General features: G+C 65.6%; 14 protein-coding genes. 9 read left to right on the forward strand and 5 right to left on the reverse strand.

From position 1 onward, the window contains the following. Nucleotides 1-17 precede the first annotated feature (17 nt). Entirely contained in the window at nucleotides 18-479 is a 462-nt protein-coding gene (locus L1965_RS04810; protein ID WP_235755275.1) for a MarR family winged helix-turn-helix transcriptional regulator, read from the forward strand. On the opposite strand, the gene ubiG is transcribed toward L1965_RS04810, so the two are convergent. Next, nucleotides 476-1,210, reverse strand: a complete 735-nt coding sequence (ubiG, locus tag L1965_RS04815; protein WP_235755276.1) for a bifunctional 2-polyprenyl-6-hydroxyphenol methylase/3-demethylubiquinol 3-O-methyltransferase UbiG — start codon at nucleotides 1,208-1,210, stop codon at nucleotides 476-478. The two genes, L1965_RS04810 and ubiG, sit on opposite strands and share 4 nt — an antisense overlap. Nucleotides 1,211-1,258: 48 nt before the next feature. Between ubiG and pip the strand changes: the two genes are divergently transcribed. From pip to infB, 7 genes are all read left to right on the forward strand, one after another. Beyond that, entirely contained in the window at nucleotides 1,259-2,254 is a 996-nt protein-coding gene (pip, locus tag L1965_RS04820; protein WP_235755277.1) for a prolyl aminopeptidase, read from the forward strand. Next, nucleotides 2,254-2,712 (forward strand): tryptophan-rich sensory protein TspO, encoded by a 459-nt coding sequence (tspO, locus tag L1965_RS04825; protein ID WP_235755278.1) that lies wholly within the window; start codon nucleotides 2,254-2,256, stop codon nucleotides 2,710-2,712. The genes pip and tspO overlap by 1 nt, the downstream gene beginning before the upstream one ends. 138 nt (nucleotides 2,713-2,850) lie before the next feature. Further along, nucleotides 2,851-3,969, forward strand: a complete 1,119-nt coding sequence (locus tag L1965_RS04830; protein WP_235755279.1) for a glycosyltransferase 61 family protein — start codon at nucleotides 2,851-2,853, stop codon at nucleotides 3,967-3,969. Nucleotides 3,970-4,104: 135 nt separating this feature from the next. Beyond that, nucleotides 4,105-4,740, forward strand: a complete 636-nt coding sequence (rimP, locus tag L1965_RS04835; RefSeq protein WP_235755280.1) for a ribosome maturation factor RimP — start codon at nucleotides 4,105-4,107, stop codon at nucleotides 4,738-4,740. A gap of 3 nt (nucleotides 4,741-4,743) precedes the next feature. After that, nucleotides 4,744-6,366: a transcription termination factor NusA gene (gene nusA, locus L1965_RS04840; protein WP_235755281.1), complete on the forward strand. Its 1,623-nt coding sequence runs from the start codon at nucleotides 4,744-4,746 to the stop codon at nucleotides 6,364-6,366. Nucleotides 6,367-6,384: 18 nt separating this feature from the next. Further along, entirely contained in the window at nucleotides 6,385-7,005 is a 621-nt protein-coding gene (locus L1965_RS04845) for an RNA-binding protein (protein ID WP_235755282.1), read from the forward strand. 8 nt (nucleotides 7,006-7,013) lie between these two features. Continuing rightward, a complete protein-coding gene (gene infB / locus L1965_RS04850) occupies nucleotides 7,014-9,560 on the forward strand; it encodes a translation initiation factor IF-2 (protein WP_235755283.1) in 2,547 nt (848 codons plus the stop codon). 85 nt (nucleotides 9,561-9,645) lie between these two features. Here the strand turns inward: infB and L1965_RS16030 are convergent, their stop codons facing one another. From L1965_RS16030 to L1965_RS04865, 4 genes are all read right to left on the reverse strand, one after another. Further along, nucleotides 9,646-9,774: a hypothetical protein gene (locus L1965_RS16030; protein ID WP_277882939.1), complete on the reverse strand. Its 129-nt coding sequence runs from the start codon at nucleotides 9,772-9,774 to the stop codon at nucleotides 9,646-9,648. A gap of 122 nt (nucleotides 9,775-9,896) precedes the next feature. After that, the gene (locus L1965_RS04855) at nucleotides 9,897-10,295 is read right to left on the reverse strand and encodes a (deoxy)nucleoside triphosphate pyrophosphohydrolase (protein ID WP_235755284.1); all 399 of its coding nucleotides are present in this window, start codon (nucleotides 10,293-10,295) and stop codon (nucleotides 9,897-9,899) included. A 22-nt stretch (nucleotides 10,296-10,317) separates the two neighbouring features. Further along, entirely contained in the window at nucleotides 10,318-11,571 is a 1,254-nt protein-coding gene (gene argJ, locus L1965_RS04860) for a bifunctional glutamate N-acetyltransferase/amino-acid acetyltransferase ArgJ (protein ID WP_235755285.1), read from the reverse strand. Beyond that, nucleotides 11,571-12,416 (reverse strand): peptidylprolyl isomerase, encoded by an 846-nt coding sequence (locus L1965_RS04865; protein WP_235755286.1) that lies wholly within the window; start codon nucleotides 12,414-12,416, stop codon nucleotides 11,571-11,573. The genes argJ and L1965_RS04865 overlap by 1 nt, the downstream gene beginning before the upstream one ends. A gap of 205 nt (nucleotides 12,417-12,621) precedes the next feature. Here L1965_RS04865 and secA point away from each other — a divergent pair, with 205 nt between their 5' ends. Further along, the gene (gene secA, locus L1965_RS04870; RefSeq protein WP_235755287.1) at nucleotides 12,622-15,339 is read left to right on the forward strand and encodes a preprotein translocase subunit SecA; all 2,718 of its coding nucleotides are present in this window, start codon (nucleotides 12,622-12,624) and stop codon (nucleotides 15,337-15,339) included. Nucleotides 15,340-15,397 lie beyond the last annotated feature (58 nt).

A 15,397-nucleotide genomic window follows, 5' to 3' on the forward strand; every position in this document is an offset into this window, starting at 1 on the left:
CCCCTATGAACAAACCCGTGACAGATATCGACAAACGGCAAGCAACCGACCGGCTGGCGGCAAGCCTGTTCGCCGAGGTGCTGATCGCGGAACAGCTGTCGCGCAACCTGATCAGCAAGGCCCTGCCGCGCGGCATGCAGATCTCGCATTTCTCGGTGCTGAACCTGCTGGCCCATGTGAACGAGGAACGCACTCCGGCGCAGCTGGCCGAGGCGTTCCACATCACCCGCGGCGCGATGACCAACACCCTGTCGCGGCTTGAATGGGCGGGGCATGTTCACATCCGGCCCGACTGGGATGACGCGCGGCGCAAATTCGTGTCGATCAGCACGGCGGGCCGGTCGGCCCGCGACGCGGCCATCGCCGCCTTCATGCCGCTGATCGCCGAGGTGGTGCGCGACATCGGTGCCGACCGGGTTCGCAGCGCGCTGCCGGTGCTGCGCGAATTGCGGATCCGGCTCGAGGGCGGCCCCGGCTAGGTGGGTCGCCGCGCGGTCAGGATATAGTTCACCGACAGGTCGCGATCCGACAGGCGCCAGCCGAAACCGATCGGGTCGAAGACCATGCCGCGCCGGTCCACCGCCTCGCACCCCGCATGGACGGCCATCTGCGCCAGCTCGTCCGGGGTGATGAACCGCGCCCAGTCATGGGTGCCCCTGGGCAGCCAGCGCATGATCCATTCCGCGCCGATGATCGCCGCGCCAAAGCTTTTCGCGGTCCGGTTCAGTGTCGAGGCGATGACCAGCCCGCCGGGCCGCACCAGATCGTGACAGGTGCCGATGAAGGCGGCCGGATCGGCGACATGCTCGACAATCTCAAGCGCCAGGACGACATCGAAGACCTCGTCCGCCGCTGCCAGCGCCTCGGCGGTGGTGGCGCGATAGTCGATGTCGAGGCCCTGCTGATCGGCATGCAGGCGGGCGACGGCGATGTTGCCCTCGGCCGCGTCCGCGCCCACCACCTCGGCGCCCAGCCGCGCCATCGGCTCCGCGACCAGCCCGCCCCCGCATCCGATATCAAGCACGCGCAGCCCGGAAAGCGGGCGCAGATCCTTGCGCTCGCGGGCAAATTCGCCGGCAATCTGACTGACGATGTAATCCAGCCGCACCGGGTTCATCATGTGCAAGGGCTTGAACTTGCCCTTCGGGTCCCACCAGTCGGCGGCCATCGCCTCGAACTTGGCGATTTCGTCGGGGTCGATGCTGCTCATGCGACGGTCCTTCTGGCGGGCGCTACGGCTTGCCTCTATACTGGCAGGATGGACCGAATGTCAGCGCAAATCTCCGCGACACATGGCCGCCTGCATCCGGCGGACGAACCCTACGACCGCCGCACGCTGGATGTGGGCGACGGTCACCGCCTTTATGTGGAACAATGCGGCAATCCGAAGGGCAGGCCGGTGCTGGTGGTGCATGGCGGGCCGGGCGGCGGCTGCAGTCCGTTCATGCGGCGGTTCTTCGACCCACGCCATTACAGGATCGTGCTGTTCGATCAGCGCGGCTGCGGAAGGTCGCGGCCCACCGCCTCGGTCGAGGCCAACACCACCGCCCATCTGATCGCCGATATCGAGCGTATCCGCACCGATCTGGACATCCGGGACTGGCTGCTGTTCGGCGGCAGCTGGGGTGCCACGCTGGCGCTGGCCTATGCTCAGGCCTATCCCGCCTGCGTCAGCGGCCTGGTGCTGCGCGGCGTGTTCCTGGGTCGCCAGGCCGAGCTGGACTGGTTCTACGGCGGCGGGGCCGCGCGCTTCTTTCCCGATCTCTGGGCGCAGTTCCAGGACCCGATCCCCGAGCCCGAGCGCCATGACATGATCGGCGCCTATCACCGGCGGCTGTTCTCGGAGGATATCGGCCGACAGGGACGCTATGCCCTGCCCTGGCTGATGTGGGAAAACGCCCTTGCGGGGCTTCAATCGGCACCGGTCAGCCACGCGCCGGCGGAATATGCGCGCGCCTTTGCCCGGCTCGAGAACCACTATTTCTCGAACCGCTGTTTTCTCGAGGAGGGCCAGTTGCTGCGCGACCGCCACCGGATCCAGCACTTGCCCGCCGTGATCGTTCAGGGCCGCTATGACATGGTCTGCCCGCCGGGAACGGCTCATCAGCTGGCCCAGGGCTGGGACGGCTGCGATCTCAGAATCGTTCCCGCCTCGGGCCATGCCCTGTCCGAACCACGCATCTCGGCCGAGCTGGTGCGAATCATGGACGGCATTCGCGACGACGATCCGCAGACCGCCGGAAGGGACCGGTGATGCTGGCCTTTCTGTTCTTCCTGCTGGCCAGTGGCGCGGCGGCCTCGACCGGGGCGATCTTCAAGCCGGGCAACTGGTATGACGGCCTGACAAAGCCCGGCTTCACGCCCCCGAAATGGGTCTTTCCGGTCGCCTGGACCACCATCTATCTGCTGTCGGCGATCGCGGCCGCGCGCATCGCGGGGTTGCCCGGCGCCGGCACGCCCCTGGCGATATGGGCGGCGCAGATCGCGTTGAACACGCTGTGGACCCCGGTGTTCTTCGGGGCTCGGCGGATGGCGGCGGCGATGGTGGTGATGGCGCTTCTGTGGGTTGCCGTGGTCGGCATGACCATCGCCTTCTGGCGACTGGACACGCTGGCAGGCGTCATGCTGCTGCCCTATGTGGTCTGGATCTGCATCGCTGCGGCGCTGAACTGGCGGGTCTGGCGCGACAATCCCGGCGCTTCGGCACGCTAGGCGGATGCACGCTGCGCGATCCGGTCCAGCCCTGCATCCAGCGTCGGCGCCTCGATCGCCAGCGCGTCGGCCTTCGCTGTTGCCTGATCCCCTCCAGTCATGCCATTCAAATGTCATGATGAGCATGAGCGATCTCTCATGAGGCAAAGGCCAGAGGCTACATCGCGCGACGGGACGCCGCCGCGCCCCTTGTCGGCCTGGCTGGACTATCTCTCGCGCGTCGCGATGGGCAAGGTTCTTCGCCGGGGCAACCCGTTCACCGATTGGCCGCCCGGGCGGCCGGCCGAGCAAGCCGGGGTCATGGCCTGTCGGGCCGCGATCATCGAGACGGATCAGCTGTCGCGCGTCGTCCAATGCGCCTTCGGGCAGACGCTGGAAAGCCAGATGGCAGTCCTGACGGCGACGCGGTTTCAGGAAGTGCCGCCACACGTCCTGGAATTGGGCGAGGCGATCATCATCGGCGGCGTCGCGGTCACGCCGCGCGATCTGTTCTGGATGCAACCCTTCCGGCCAAGCCGGTCGAGCCTGCTGTCGGACCTGCCAGCGCGCGATCGGGCGGTCGTTCCGAATTCGGCACCAGGGCTGCAATTCTTCGGGCACTGGCTGGGCGACGATTGCAGCGCTCATGAATTCCTGCGCGGCGATCCCGACCTGATGACCACCCGGCGCCCGCGCTGGGGTGACGCGGCGACCTATGAAATCCTGTTCGAACAACGGTGGGACGATGCCGAGGCAATCCGGGCCCGCAACCTGACCATCGTCACCGATCTCGGGTTCAGCCGCGGAAAGCGGGACCGATATCACCGCCTGAGGCGGTGCCTGCGAGACAGGCTGAAAGCCGCGGGGCCGGCCGCGAAGGTGATTTATGTCCGACGTGGCCCCTCGGCGGAAAAACGCGATATCGTCAATCAGGCGGAACTCGAAGCCACGCTGGCGAGTGCCGGGGTCGAGATTGTAACGCCCGAGGGCGACACGCGGCAATTTCTCAGCAGGATCGTCGATGCCGACGTGATCATCTCGATAGAGGGCAGCCAGGCCTGCCATGCCATCTATGCGCTTCGCGATGGCGGGGCGCTGCTGGTGCTGCAACCACCGGAACGTTTTTTCGCCGCGCCGCATGAGTGGATGCGCTGTCTCGACCTCCGCTGCGGCATGGTCGTTGGTGAAAAATGCGAAGGAGGGTTCCGGATCCATGCCGACGAAGTGCTGGCCATGACAGAGAAACTGCTGGATCGCGTCGCCCAGACCCAGCCGTAGGCGACAGCCCCCTCTTGCATTTCCCGCAATCCGCGTCTAAGTGGAAGCCAACAGCGGCGCAGGCTTCCACCCCCTGCCCACCGGACGCTTTCGCATGGGCCCGCTGCGGGCCCTTTTTCGTATCTGAAGGATGTCATGTCGAACGACCTGATCGCCAAGACCGCCATCGACCGGCGCCTGGCCGAGATCATCACCCCGGTGATCGAGGATCTGGGATTCGAGCTGGTGCGGGTGCGCCTGCAGGGCGGCAAGACGGCCACGTTGCAGATCATGGCCGACCGTCCCGAAGGCGGCATCAATGTCGATGATTGCGGCGAGATCTCGGTCGCGGTCAGCGCGACGCTGGATGTCGAGGACCCGATCGAGGACAACTACTACCTTGAGGTGAGCAGCCCCGGCATCGACCGGCCGCTGACCCGCCTGAAGGATTTCGAGGCCTTCGAGGGCTACGAGGCGAAGCTCGAGACGAATCAGGCCATCGACGGGCGGAAACGCTGGAAAGGCGTGCTTGCGGGGGTGGAAGGCGACGAGGTTCTGCTGAACATCGACGAGGCCGGCCAGGTGCAGACCATCGGGCTGAACTTCGACTGGCTCAGCGATGCCAAACTGGTCCTGACGGACGAGTTGATCCGTGAGATGCTGCGCCAGAAGAAGGAGGCCGGCATCGCGATCGAAAATCTGGACGAAAGCGCCTTCGATGCGATCGAGGCCGATGGCGACGGCGAAACCGAAGACAATCAAGGCGCGAACGGCGCCCATGCCAAGGAGTAAGTGATGGCGATCACCTCTGCCAATCAGCTTGAACTGTTGCAGACGGCCGAAGCCGTCGCGCGCGAGAAGATGATCGAGCCAGAACTGGTCATCGAGGCGATGGAGGACAGCCTGGCCCGCGCCGCAAAGTCGCGTTACGGCGCCGAGATGGATATCCGGGTCAAGATCGACCGCAAGACCGGCAATGCCCGCTTCACCCGCATCCGCACCGTCGTCGCGGATGACGCGGTCGAGAATTATCAGGCCGAACTGACCGTCGAGCAGGCCCGCCCCTATCTGTCCGATCCCAAGATCGGCGACGAGATCGTGGACGAGGTTCCGCCGGTGGAACTGGGCCGGATCGCCGCGCAATCGGCCAAGCAGGTGATCCTGCAGCGGGTCCGCGAGGCCGAGCGCGACCGTCAATACGAAGAGTTCAAGGACCGCGCGGGCACGATCATCAACGGTATCGTCAAGCGCGAGGAATACGGCAACATCATCGTCGATATCGGCCGTGGCGAGGCGATCCTGCGCCGCAACGAAAAGATCGGCCGCGAAAGCTATCGCCCCAACGACCGCATCCGCGCATATGTCAAGGATGTGCGCCGCGAGACGCGCGGACCGCAGATCTTCCTGTCGCGCACCGACCCGCAATTCATGGCCGAGCTGTTCAAGATGGAGGTGCCGGAAATCTATGACGGCATCATCGAGATCAAGGCCGTGGCCCGCGATCCGGGCTCGCGCGCCAAGATCGCGGTCATCAGCTATGACAACTCGATCGACCCCGTGGGCGCCTGCGTCGGCATGCGCGGCAGCCGCGTGCAGGCCGTGGTCGGCGAGTTGCAGGGCGAAAAGATCGACATCATTCCGTGGAACGAGGATCAGGCCACTTTCCTGGTGAACGCGCTGCAGCCGGCCGAGGTCAGCAAGGTCGTGTTCGACGAAGAGGCCGGCAAGATCGAGGTCGTGGTGCCCGACGAACAGCTTTCGCTGGCCATCGGCCGGCGCGGCCAGAACGTGCGCCTGGCCAGCCAGCTGACCGGGCTGGACATCGACATCCTGACCGAGGAAGAGGAATCCAAGCGCCGTCAGGCCGAGTTCAATACCCGCACCCAGCTGTTCATGGACGCGCTGGATCTGGACGAGTTCTTCGCCCAGTTGCTGGTCGCCGAAGGCTTCACCGATCTGGAAGAGGTGGCCTATGTCGAACAGGACGAATTGCTGACCATCGACGGCGTCGATGAGGGCACGGCAGCCGAGCTTCAGGCCCGGGCGCGCGACGTTCTCGAGGCACGCGCCAAGACGGCGCTGGAAAATGCCCGCGCCCTGGGCGCCGAGGACAGCCTCATTGAATTCGAGGGGCTGACCCCCCAGATGGTGGAGGCGCTGGCCAAGGACGGGATCAAGACGCTCGAGGATTTCGCCACCTGCGCCGACTGGGAACTGGCCGGTGGCTGGACCACGGTCAACGGTCAGCGCGTGAAGGACGATGGCCTGCTGGAACCCTTCGAGATCAGCCTCGAGGAAGCCCAGACAATGGTGATGACGGCCCGCGTGATGCTGGGTTGGGTCGATCCGACCGAACTGGACCCATCCGCCGAGGCCGACGACGCCGAAGCCGAACCGAACGAGGAATCCGGGGCGTGATGCCCCGGATCTGCCTCCTTGAGTCGCGGTGGACGCATAAAGGATCGTGACGAGCCCGAGCGGCGCTGCATCGTCACCGGTGAGGTGCAACCCAAACGCGGGCTGATTCGTTTCGTCACCAGCCCCGATGGCCTGATCGTTCCCGATCTGGCCGAGAAACTGCCCGGCCGGGGCATCTGGGTCGCCGCCGATCGCGGCGCGCTGGACAAGGCGGTTGCCAAGGGTCTGTTTTCGCGGGCCGCACGGGCCCCGGTGACGATTCCGGAAGGGCTGACCGATCTGGTCGAGGCAGGCGTTGCGAAACGACTGGTGGAACTGGTCTCGCTGACCCGGAAATCGGGCAGGGCCGTGGCCGGTTTCGAAAAGGTAAAGGGCTGGCTGGCCGAAGGACGCGCAAAGGTGCTTCTGCAGGCCAGCGACGGCTCGGAACGTGGCAAGGGCAAGCTGTGGACGCCCACCGGCGGACGCTGGTTTGGCTGCCTGACCGCGTCAGAATTGGGTTTGTCCTTCGGGCGCGATCATGTCATACACGGCGCGCTTGCGGCGGGTGGCCTGACGGACAAGGTGATCTTGGAAGCCGGCAGACTGACGGGTCTGCGCGGGCATGACGGTGGTAATACGGCCACCGGGAAGGAATGAAGACGCAGATGAGCGACAATGACGGAAAGAAACCTCTGGGCCTTGGCGGCAGCGGCCGCTCGGGACAGGTAAAGCAAAGCTTCAGCCATGGCCGCACGAAAAGCGTGGTCGTGGAGACCAAGCGCAAGCGCGTCGTGGTGCCCAAGCCGGGCGCCGCGCCGGGTGCGGCTGGCGAAAAGCCGAAAACGACGGTCTCGAAGCATGCCGGTGATCCGTCCAGGCGTCCGGCAGGCATCTCGGAAGCCGAGATGGAGCGTCGGCTGAAGGCCCTGGCCAATGCCAAGGTCCGCGAAGTCGAGATCGCCGCCGCCCGCGAGGCGGAAGACAAGGCCCGCGAGGAAGAGCGCGAGCGCCGTCGCGCCGAGATCGAGGCCAAGGAGCGCGAGGACCGCGAGCGCGAAGAGGCGCTGAAGGCCAAGGCAGACGAAGAGGCGCGGCTTGTCCGCGAGGCCGACGAAAAGGCCAGGCGCAAGGACGAACCCAAGAAAGAGGAAAAGAAGCAGCCCGAGGCCGCGCCGGATCAGGCCGCCATCGAGGCTGCCGCGACCCGTGCCGAGACCAAGGGCGTCGCTGCCGCGGGTCCGCGCAAATCCGATCGCGACCGTGCCGACCGCGGCGCCGAGCGTGACACGCGCAGCAAGGCCGCGCGCGACGACAGCCGCCGCGCCGGCAAATTGTCGCTGAACCAGGCCCTGTCGGGCGAAGGTGGCCGCCAGCGCAGCATGGCCGCGATGAAGCGCAAGCAGGAACGCACCCGCCAGAAGGCGTTGGGCGGCACCCAGCGCGCCGAAAAGCAGGTCCGTGACGTTCAGCTGCCGGAAACCATCGTGGTTTCGGAACTGGCGAACCGGATGGCCGAACGCGCCGCCGATATCGTCAAGTCGCTCATGAAGATGGGCATGATGGTGTCCATGAATCAGCCGATCGACGCGGACACCGCCGAAATGGTGATCCAGGAGTTCGGCCACAGGGCCGTGCGTGTCAGCGATTCTGACGTCGAGCAGGTGATCGACATGGTTGAGGACAAGAACGAGGATCTCGTGACCCGCCCGCCGATCATCACGATCATGGGCCACGTCGATCACGGAAAGACGTCGCTGCTGGACGCGCTTCGCCACGCCAATGTCGTGTCCGGCGAAGCCGGCGGGATCACCCAGCATATCGGCGCCTATCAGGTGACCACGGATTCGGGCGCGGTGCTGTCGTTCCTCGACACGCCGGGCCACGCCGCCTTCACCTCGATGCGGGCGCGCGGTGCGAATGTCACCGACATCGTCGTGCTGGTCGTCGCCGCCGATGACGCGGTGATGCCGCAGACCATCGAGGCGATCAATCATGCCAAGGCCGCCAAGGTGCCGATGATCGTGGCGATCAACAAGGTCGACAAGCCCGACGCCGATCCCGACAAGGTGCGCACCTCGCTGCTGCACCAGGAAGTGGTCGTCGAAAAGCTTTCCGGCGACGTGCAGGATGTCGAGGTTTCGGCCAAGACCGGTCAGGGACTGGACGAGTTGCTGGAGGCGATCGCGCTGCAGGCCGAGATCCTGGAACTGAAGGCCAATCCTCATCGCGCCGCCCAGGGCGCCGTGATCGAGGCGCAGCTTGACGTGGGCCGCGGCCCGGTCGCGACGGTTCTGGTGCAGAACGGCACGCTGAGGCGCGGCGACATCTTCGTGGTCGGCGAACAGTGGGGCAAGGTCCGCGCGCTCATCAACGACAAGGGCGAACGTGTGGAAGAGGCCGGTCCTTCGGTTCCGGTCGAGGTGCTGGGGCTGAATGGCACGCCCGAGGCCGGCGACGTGCTGAACGTCGTCGAGACCGAGGCGCAGGCCCGCGAAATCGCCGAGTATCGCGAACAGCATTCCAAGGACAAGCGCGCCGCCGCCGGCGCGGCCACCACGCTGGAACAGCTGATGGCCAAGGCCAAGGCCGATGAAACCGTCACGGAACTGCCGGTTGTCGTCAAGGCCGACGTGCAAGGGTCGGCCGAGGCGATCGTCCAGGCGCTGGAAAAGGTCGGCAACGACGAGGTGCGCGTGCGCGTGCTGCATTACGGCGTCGGTGCGATCACCGAATCCGATATCGGCCTGGCCGAGGCATCGAAGGCTCCGGTCATCGGCTTCAACGTCCGCGCCAACGCTCCGGCCCGCAACTCCGCGAACCAGAAGGGTGTCGAGATCCGCTACTACTCGGTGATCTACGACCTGGTGGATGACATCAAGGCGGCGGCTTCGGGGCTGCTGTCGGCCGAGGTTCGCGAGAAATTCATCGGCTATGCCTCGATCAAGGAAGTGTTCAAGGTCACCGGCGTCGGCAAGGTCGCGGGCTGCCTGGTCACCGAAGGCGTCGCACGTCGCAGTGCCGGCGTGCGCCTGCTGCGCGACAACGTGGTGATCCACGAAGGCACGCTGAAGACGCTCAAGCGCTTCAAGGACGAGGTCAAGGAAGTCCAGTCTGGACAGGAATGCGGCATGGCCTTCGAGAATTATGATGACATCCGCCCCGGCGATGTCATCGAGATCTTCGAACGCGAAGAGATCGAACGCACGTTGTGACGTGGGACCTTCTTCGACAAATGCAAAAGGGCGGCCAATTGGCCGCCCTTTTTTTCATCGCTCGCCACCGCGATCGACGGTCGTCTCAGCCCGCGACCGGCTTGCCCTCATAGATACGGCTGCCGACCCGGATGATGATGTTGCCATTCGGAGCCAGCCGCTCGAACAGCCCCTGAACCGAGATGTAGCGTCCCAAGGAAATGGTGCGAATCATGTCAAGTGTCCTCTTCCCAACAAGACAAGCCTGTCACGAAATGTTTAAGGAAAGGGCATATTTCGGCGGATCTGCTGCGTTATCAGGACGGTCATGCGACCGAAAAGCCGCGCTATGTGCGGTCAAAGCCACATTTGCAGGATCGGGATCAGCGGTATGTCGGCCGGCGGCATGGGATAATTGCGCAAATCCGCGGCCCGCGCCCAGCTGAGTCCCTGCCCTTCGCGCGGCTGGACGATGCCCTGCCATTTGCGGCAGGCGTAAAGCGGCATCAACAGGTGGAAATCGTCATAGCCGTGGCTGGCAAAGGTCAGCGGCGCAAGGCAGGACTGCCATGTGTCGATCCCCAGCTCCTCGTGCAGTTCGCGGATCAGCGCGGCTTCGGGCGTTTCGCCGGGTTCGACCTTGCCGCCCGGAAACTCCCACAGCCCGGCCATCGACTTGCCCTCGGGGCGCTGTGCCAGAAGCACGCGCCCGTCGGGATCGATCAGCGCCACTGCGGCGACCAGAACGGTTTTCACCTGCGCGGTCCCGGCATGGGCTTCACGACCGGTAATCGGCGTTGATGTCGATATAGCCATGCGTCAGGTCGCAGGTCCACACCGTCCGCGCGCCCGTCCCCAACCCCAGATCGACCGAGATCCGCAGATCCTGGTTCTTCATGTAGGCGCTGGCCGCGGCCTCGTCATATCCCGGCGACCGCCAGCCATGCTCGGCCAGCACCATGTCGCCAAAGCGGATGGTCAGCCGGTCGCGGTCGGCCTCGGCCCCGGACTTGCCGACCGCGGCGACGATGCGCCCCCAGTTGGCGTCTTCGCCCGCGATGGCGGTCTTGACCAGCGGAGAGTTCGCGATCGCCATGGCGACCTTGTGGGCCTCGGCATCAGAGGTCGCGCCGGTGACCGCGATCTCGACGAACTTCGTCGCGCCCTCGCCGTCGCGCACGACCAGCTGCGCCAGTTCGCGCATGACACCGTGCAGCGCCTCGACGAAGGCCGCGCCCTCGGCGCTGTCCAGCGCGGTGATCGGGGCGGCGCTGCTGCGGCCGGTCGCGGCGAGGATCAGCGCGTCCGACGTCGAGGTATCGCTATCCACCGTGATCGCGTTGAACGTCGTGTCCAGCCCCGATGACAGCGCCGTTTGCAGCAGCCCCGCCTCGATCCTCGCATCGGTGAAGGCATAGACCAGCATGGTGGCCATGTCCGGCGCGATCATGCCCGAACCCTTGGCGATGCCGACGATGCTGATCGCGCCGCCGTCGCCGGCGACGGTGGCGGATGCGCCCTTGGGGAAGGTGTCGGTGGTCATGATGGCGCGGGCGGCGTCGGCCACCCCGCCCTCGTCCAGATCCTGCACCAGATCGCCGATGATCGCCACGATCCGCTCATGCGGCAGCGGTTCTCCGATGACCCCGGTCGAGGACGAGAACACCCGCTCGGCCGGAACCCCGCTCGCCCGGGCCACGGCGGCGGTGACGGCATCGACCGATTCCTGCCCGCGTGCGCCGGTGAAGGCGTTGGCATTGCCGGAATTCACGATGATCGCCGCGCCGTCCGGCGCGTCCCCGCCCCGGGCCAGCTTGGCCTGGTTGTCCAGCACGCAGGCCGCGCGCGTCGAGGACCGGGTGAACGCGCCGGCCACGGACGAGCCGGCCGCGATGCGTATCAGGGTCACATCCTTGCGACCCTGATATTTCACCCCCGCCGCGCCGCTGGCGTATTCGACGCCCGCGATCACCGGCAGGTCGGGAAAGCGCGCAGGCGCCAGCGGCGAGACGGGCAGCCCCGCCTTGGCCATCACTCGGCCCCCAGCAGGGCGCTGTCGTTCAGCAGCGCCGGGTCGATGCCCTCGGTCTTTTCGACCGTCGCGTCCTGGACCATGCGCGCGATCTCGGCCTCGACCTTTTCGCGGCGGACCAGTTGAACCAGTTGCTCGCGCACCTCGTCCAGCGCCGGCGCCTCCCTCAGGCGCGTATCGTTCAACCTGATGACATGCCAGCCGAAATCGCTTTGCACCGGGTCAGAGATCTGACCCTTTTCCAGCCCCTTCACCGCCTCGGCGAAGGGCGGGACCATCTGGTCGGCACCGAACCAGCCCAGATCGCCTTTGTTCGGGCCGCTGGGTCCGGTCGAATTCTCTTCGGCCAGCTTGCCGAAATCGGCGCCGTCATCAAGCTGCGCCTTCAGTTCCTTGGCCTTTTCCTCGGTCTCGACCAGAATATGCGCGGCCGAATATTCGGCTGTCGCCTCGGCGTTGGCGAACAGCTTGTCATAGGCGGCGTTGACCTCGTCTTCCGACGGCTCGACCTCGGCGATCTGGCTGACCGCCGCCGTGGCCAGCGTGTTGCGGCGCTGCAATTCCAGCTGGGCACGCACGCCGGCGGTCTCGGTGCCGGCCTCGGACACGGCGGTCTGGCGGATCAGCTGGTCCAGCATCATGTCCCACAGCGCCTGGTCGGGCAGCGCCGCCATCTGCGGGTCCTGCACCGACTGCTTCATGACGATCATCTGTCCAAGCGTGATCGGCTGGTCGTTCACGGTGGCCACGACCGTGTCGGCGGTCTTGTCCTGCGCCAGCACCGACACCGGCAGCATCACCGGGGTCGCGATCACGACAGCGGCCAGAATCGAACGTTTCAGCATGAAAATTCCTTTTCGGGTCTTGACCGGGCCCCTAGCAGGACCGGGCCAGCGTTGACAGTCAGGCGGGCGCGGCATACATCCCGTCGCAACCGTGGAAGGCGCCGCCGCCGCGTTTCGTTCAGGCCCCTGATACGGCAATGCGGCTGGTGCGGGCAAGTGGCCCACCCCAGACAGGCTTTCCCAACAACGTGATTGCGAAGGTAACATGCTCGGCATCGGAACTATGGCGAAGAAGGTCTTTGGCACGCCCAACGACCGCAAGGTGAAATCGACCCGCCCGCTGGTGGCCAGGATCAACGCGCTGGAGGAACAGTTCCAGGCGCTCTCCGATGACGCACTGATCGAGAAGACCCGCGAATTCCAGAAACGCGTCCAGGAAGGCGAAAGCCTCGACGCGATCCTGCCCGAGGCCTTCGCCAACTGCCGCGAGGGCGCGCGCCGCGCGCTTGGCCTCCGGGCCTTCGACGTGCAGCTCATGGGCGGGGTGTTCCTGCATCAGGGCAACATCTCGGAAATGAAGACCGGCGAAGGCAAGACGCTGGTCGCGACCTTCCCCGCCTATCTGAACGGGCTGACCGGCAAGGGCGTGCATATCGTCACCGTCAACGACTACCTGGCCAAGCGTGACGCGGAATGGATGAGCAAGGTCTTTGCCCAGCTGGGCATGACCACCGGCGTCGTCTATCCGTTCCAGCCCGAGGCCGAAAAGCGCCTCTCCTATGCCGCCGACGTGACCTATGCCACCAACAACGAGCTGGGCTTCGACTATCTGCGCGACAACATGAAGGGCAGCGTCGAGGAAATGGTCCAGCGCGGCCACCACTTCGCCATCGTCGACGAGGTGGACAGCATCCTGATCGACGAGGCGCGGACGCCGCTGATCATCTCGGGCCCAAGCCAGGACCGCAGCGAGCTGTATCGCGTGCTGGACAAATATGTGCCCCTGCTGACCCAGGAACACTACAAGCTGGACGAAAAGGCCCGCAACGCGACCTTCACCGAAGAGGGCAACGAGTTCCTGGAACAGCGCCTGCTGGCCGACGGGGTGCTGCCCGAGGGGCAGACGCTTTACGATCCGGAATCGACCACCATCGTCCACCACGCCAGCCAGGCCCTGCGCGCGCACAAGCTGTTCCTCAAGGACCAGCACTACATGGTCCGCGATGGCGAGGTGATGCTGATCGACGAATTCACCGGCCGGATGATGAAGGGCCGCCGGCTGTCGGACGGCCTGCATCAGGCGATCGAGGCCAAGGAAGGCGTCGATATCCAGCCCGAGAACGTGACCCTGGCCAGCGTGACCTTCCAGAACTATTTCCGCCTCTACGACAAGCTGGCCGGCATGACCGGCACGGCCAGCACCGAGGCCGAGGAATTCGCCGAGATCTATCGGCTGGGCGTCGTCGAGGTGCCGACCAACCGTCCGATCCAGCGTCTTGACGAACATGACCGCGTCTACCGCACCGCCGCGGAAAAGTATTCCGCCGTGATCGAGGCGATCAAGGAAGCCCACGCCAAGGGCCAGCCGACACTGGTCGGCACGACCTCGATCGAGAAATCGGAGATGCTGTCCGAACTGCTCAAGCGCGACGGCATCCCCCATAACGTCCTCAATGCCCGCCAGCACGAGGCCGAGGCGCAGATCGTCGCCGATGCCGGCAAGCCCGGCATGGTCACCATCGCGACCAACATGGCCGGTCGCGGCACCGACATCCAGCTGGGCGGCAATGTCGAGATGAAGGTGATGGAGGCGCTGAATGCCGACCCCGACGCCCATCCCGACGCGCTGCGCGCCCGCATCGAGGCCGAACACGCCGCCGACAGGCAGGCGGTGCTGGACGCCGGCGGGCTGTTCGTGCTGGGCACCGAACGCCACGAAAGCCGCCGCATCGACAACCAGCTTCGCGGCCGCTCGGGCCGTCAGGGCGATCCGGGGCGGTCGCTGTTCTTCCTGTCGCTGGACGACGACCTGATGCGGATCTTCGGCTCGGAACGGCTGGAATCGGTCCTCTCCAGGCTGGGCATGAAAGAGGGCGAGGCGATCATCCACCCCTGGGTCAACAAGTCGCTGGAACGCGCCCAGGCCAAGGTCGAGGGCCGCAATTTCGACATCCGCAAGCAGCTGCTGAAATTCGACGACGTGATGAACGACCAGCGCAAGGCGATCTTCAGCCAGCGGCGCGAGATCATGGACAGCAACGAGGTCGGCGAAATCGCCGCCGACATGCGCCATCAGGTGATCGAGGATCTGGTGGACGATTTCCTGCCGCCGAAATCCTATGCCGACCAGTGGGACGGCGAGGGGCTGAAGACGGCCCTGCGCGAGAGGCTGAACATGAACCTGCCGGTCGCGGAATGGGCCGAGGAAGAGGGCGTCGACCAGGAGGCGATGCGCCAGCGCATCCAGGAGGCCACCGACACCTACATGGCCGACAAGGAACAGCGCTTCGGCGTCGAGAACATGCGCATGATCGAAAAGCAGGTGCTGTTGCAGACGATCGACCAGAAATGGCGCGAGCATCTGGTGACCCTGGAGCATCTGCGCTCGGTCGTGGGCTTTCGCGGCTATGCCCAGCGCGACCCCCTGTCGGAATACAAGACCGAGGCGTTCCAGCTGTTCGAGACGCTGCTTGACGGGCTGCGCCTCGATGTCACCCAGCGCCTGGCGCAGATCCGCCCGCTGACCGAGGCCGAACGCGAGGACATGCTGCGCCAGATGGCCGAGCAGCAGAAGGCCGCGCGCGACCATCTGACAATGGAACATGGCGCCGAGAAGCAGTCCGAGGACGATGCGGACAAGCCTGTGCCGCTGGTAGAAGGCTTCGACGAGACCAACCCGGCAAGCTGGGGCAATCCGTCGCGCAACGACCCGTGCCCCTGCGGCTCTGGCAAGAAGTTCAAGCACTGCCACGGCGCGATCTGAGCCGGCCTGGCGCCCCGGTTGCGTCCCGCGACGGCGTTCGCGCCCGCCGGGCGGGGGT

Origin of the sequence: Paracoccus salsus, assembly GCF_021556615.1 — a bacterium.
Lineage (GTDB): Bacteria > Pseudomonadota > Alphaproteobacteria > Rhodobacterales > Rhodobacteraceae > Paracoccus > Paracoccus salsus.

Coding starts and splice junctions, on each gene's coding strand:
- ubiG (WP_235755276.1), bottom strand. CDS start 1,210: ATGAGCAGCATCGACCCCGACGAAATCGCCAAGTTCGAGGCGATGGCC.
- pip (WP_235755277.1), top strand. CDS start 1,259: ATGGACCGAATGTCAGCGCAAATCTCCGCGACACATGGCCGCCTGCAT.
- tspO (WP_235755278.1), top strand. CDS start 2,254: ATGCTGGCCTTTCTGTTCTTCCTGCTGGCCAGTGGCGCGGCGGCCTCG.
- L1965_RS04830 (WP_235755279.1), top strand. CDS start 2,851: ATGAGGCAAAGGCCAGAGGCTACATCGCGCGACGGGACGCCGCCGCGC.
- rimP (WP_235755280.1), top strand. CDS start 4,105: ATGTCGAACGACCTGATCGCCAAGACCGCCATCGACCGGCGCCTGGCC.
- nusA (WP_235755281.1), top strand. CDS start 4,744: ATGGCGATCACCTCTGCCAATCAGCTTGAACTGTTGCAGACGGCCGAA.
- infB (WP_235755283.1), top strand. CDS start 7,014: ATGAGCGACAATGACGGAAAGAAACCTCTGGGCCTTGGCGGCAGCGGC.
- L1965_RS16030 (WP_277882939.1), bottom strand. CDS start 9,774: ATGATTCGCACCATTTCCTTGGGACGCTACATCTCGGTTCAGGGGCTG.
- argJ (WP_235755285.1), bottom strand. CDS start 11,571: ATGGCCAAGGCGGGGCTGCCCGTCTCGCCGCTGGCGCCTGCGCGCTTT.
- L1965_RS04865 (WP_235755286.1), bottom strand. CDS start 12,416: ATGCTGAAACGTTCGATTCTGGCCGCTGTCGTGATCGCGACCCCGGTG.
- secA (WP_235755287.1), top strand. CDS start 12,622: ATGCTCGGCATCGGAACTATGGCGAAGAAGGTCTTTGGCACGCCCAAC.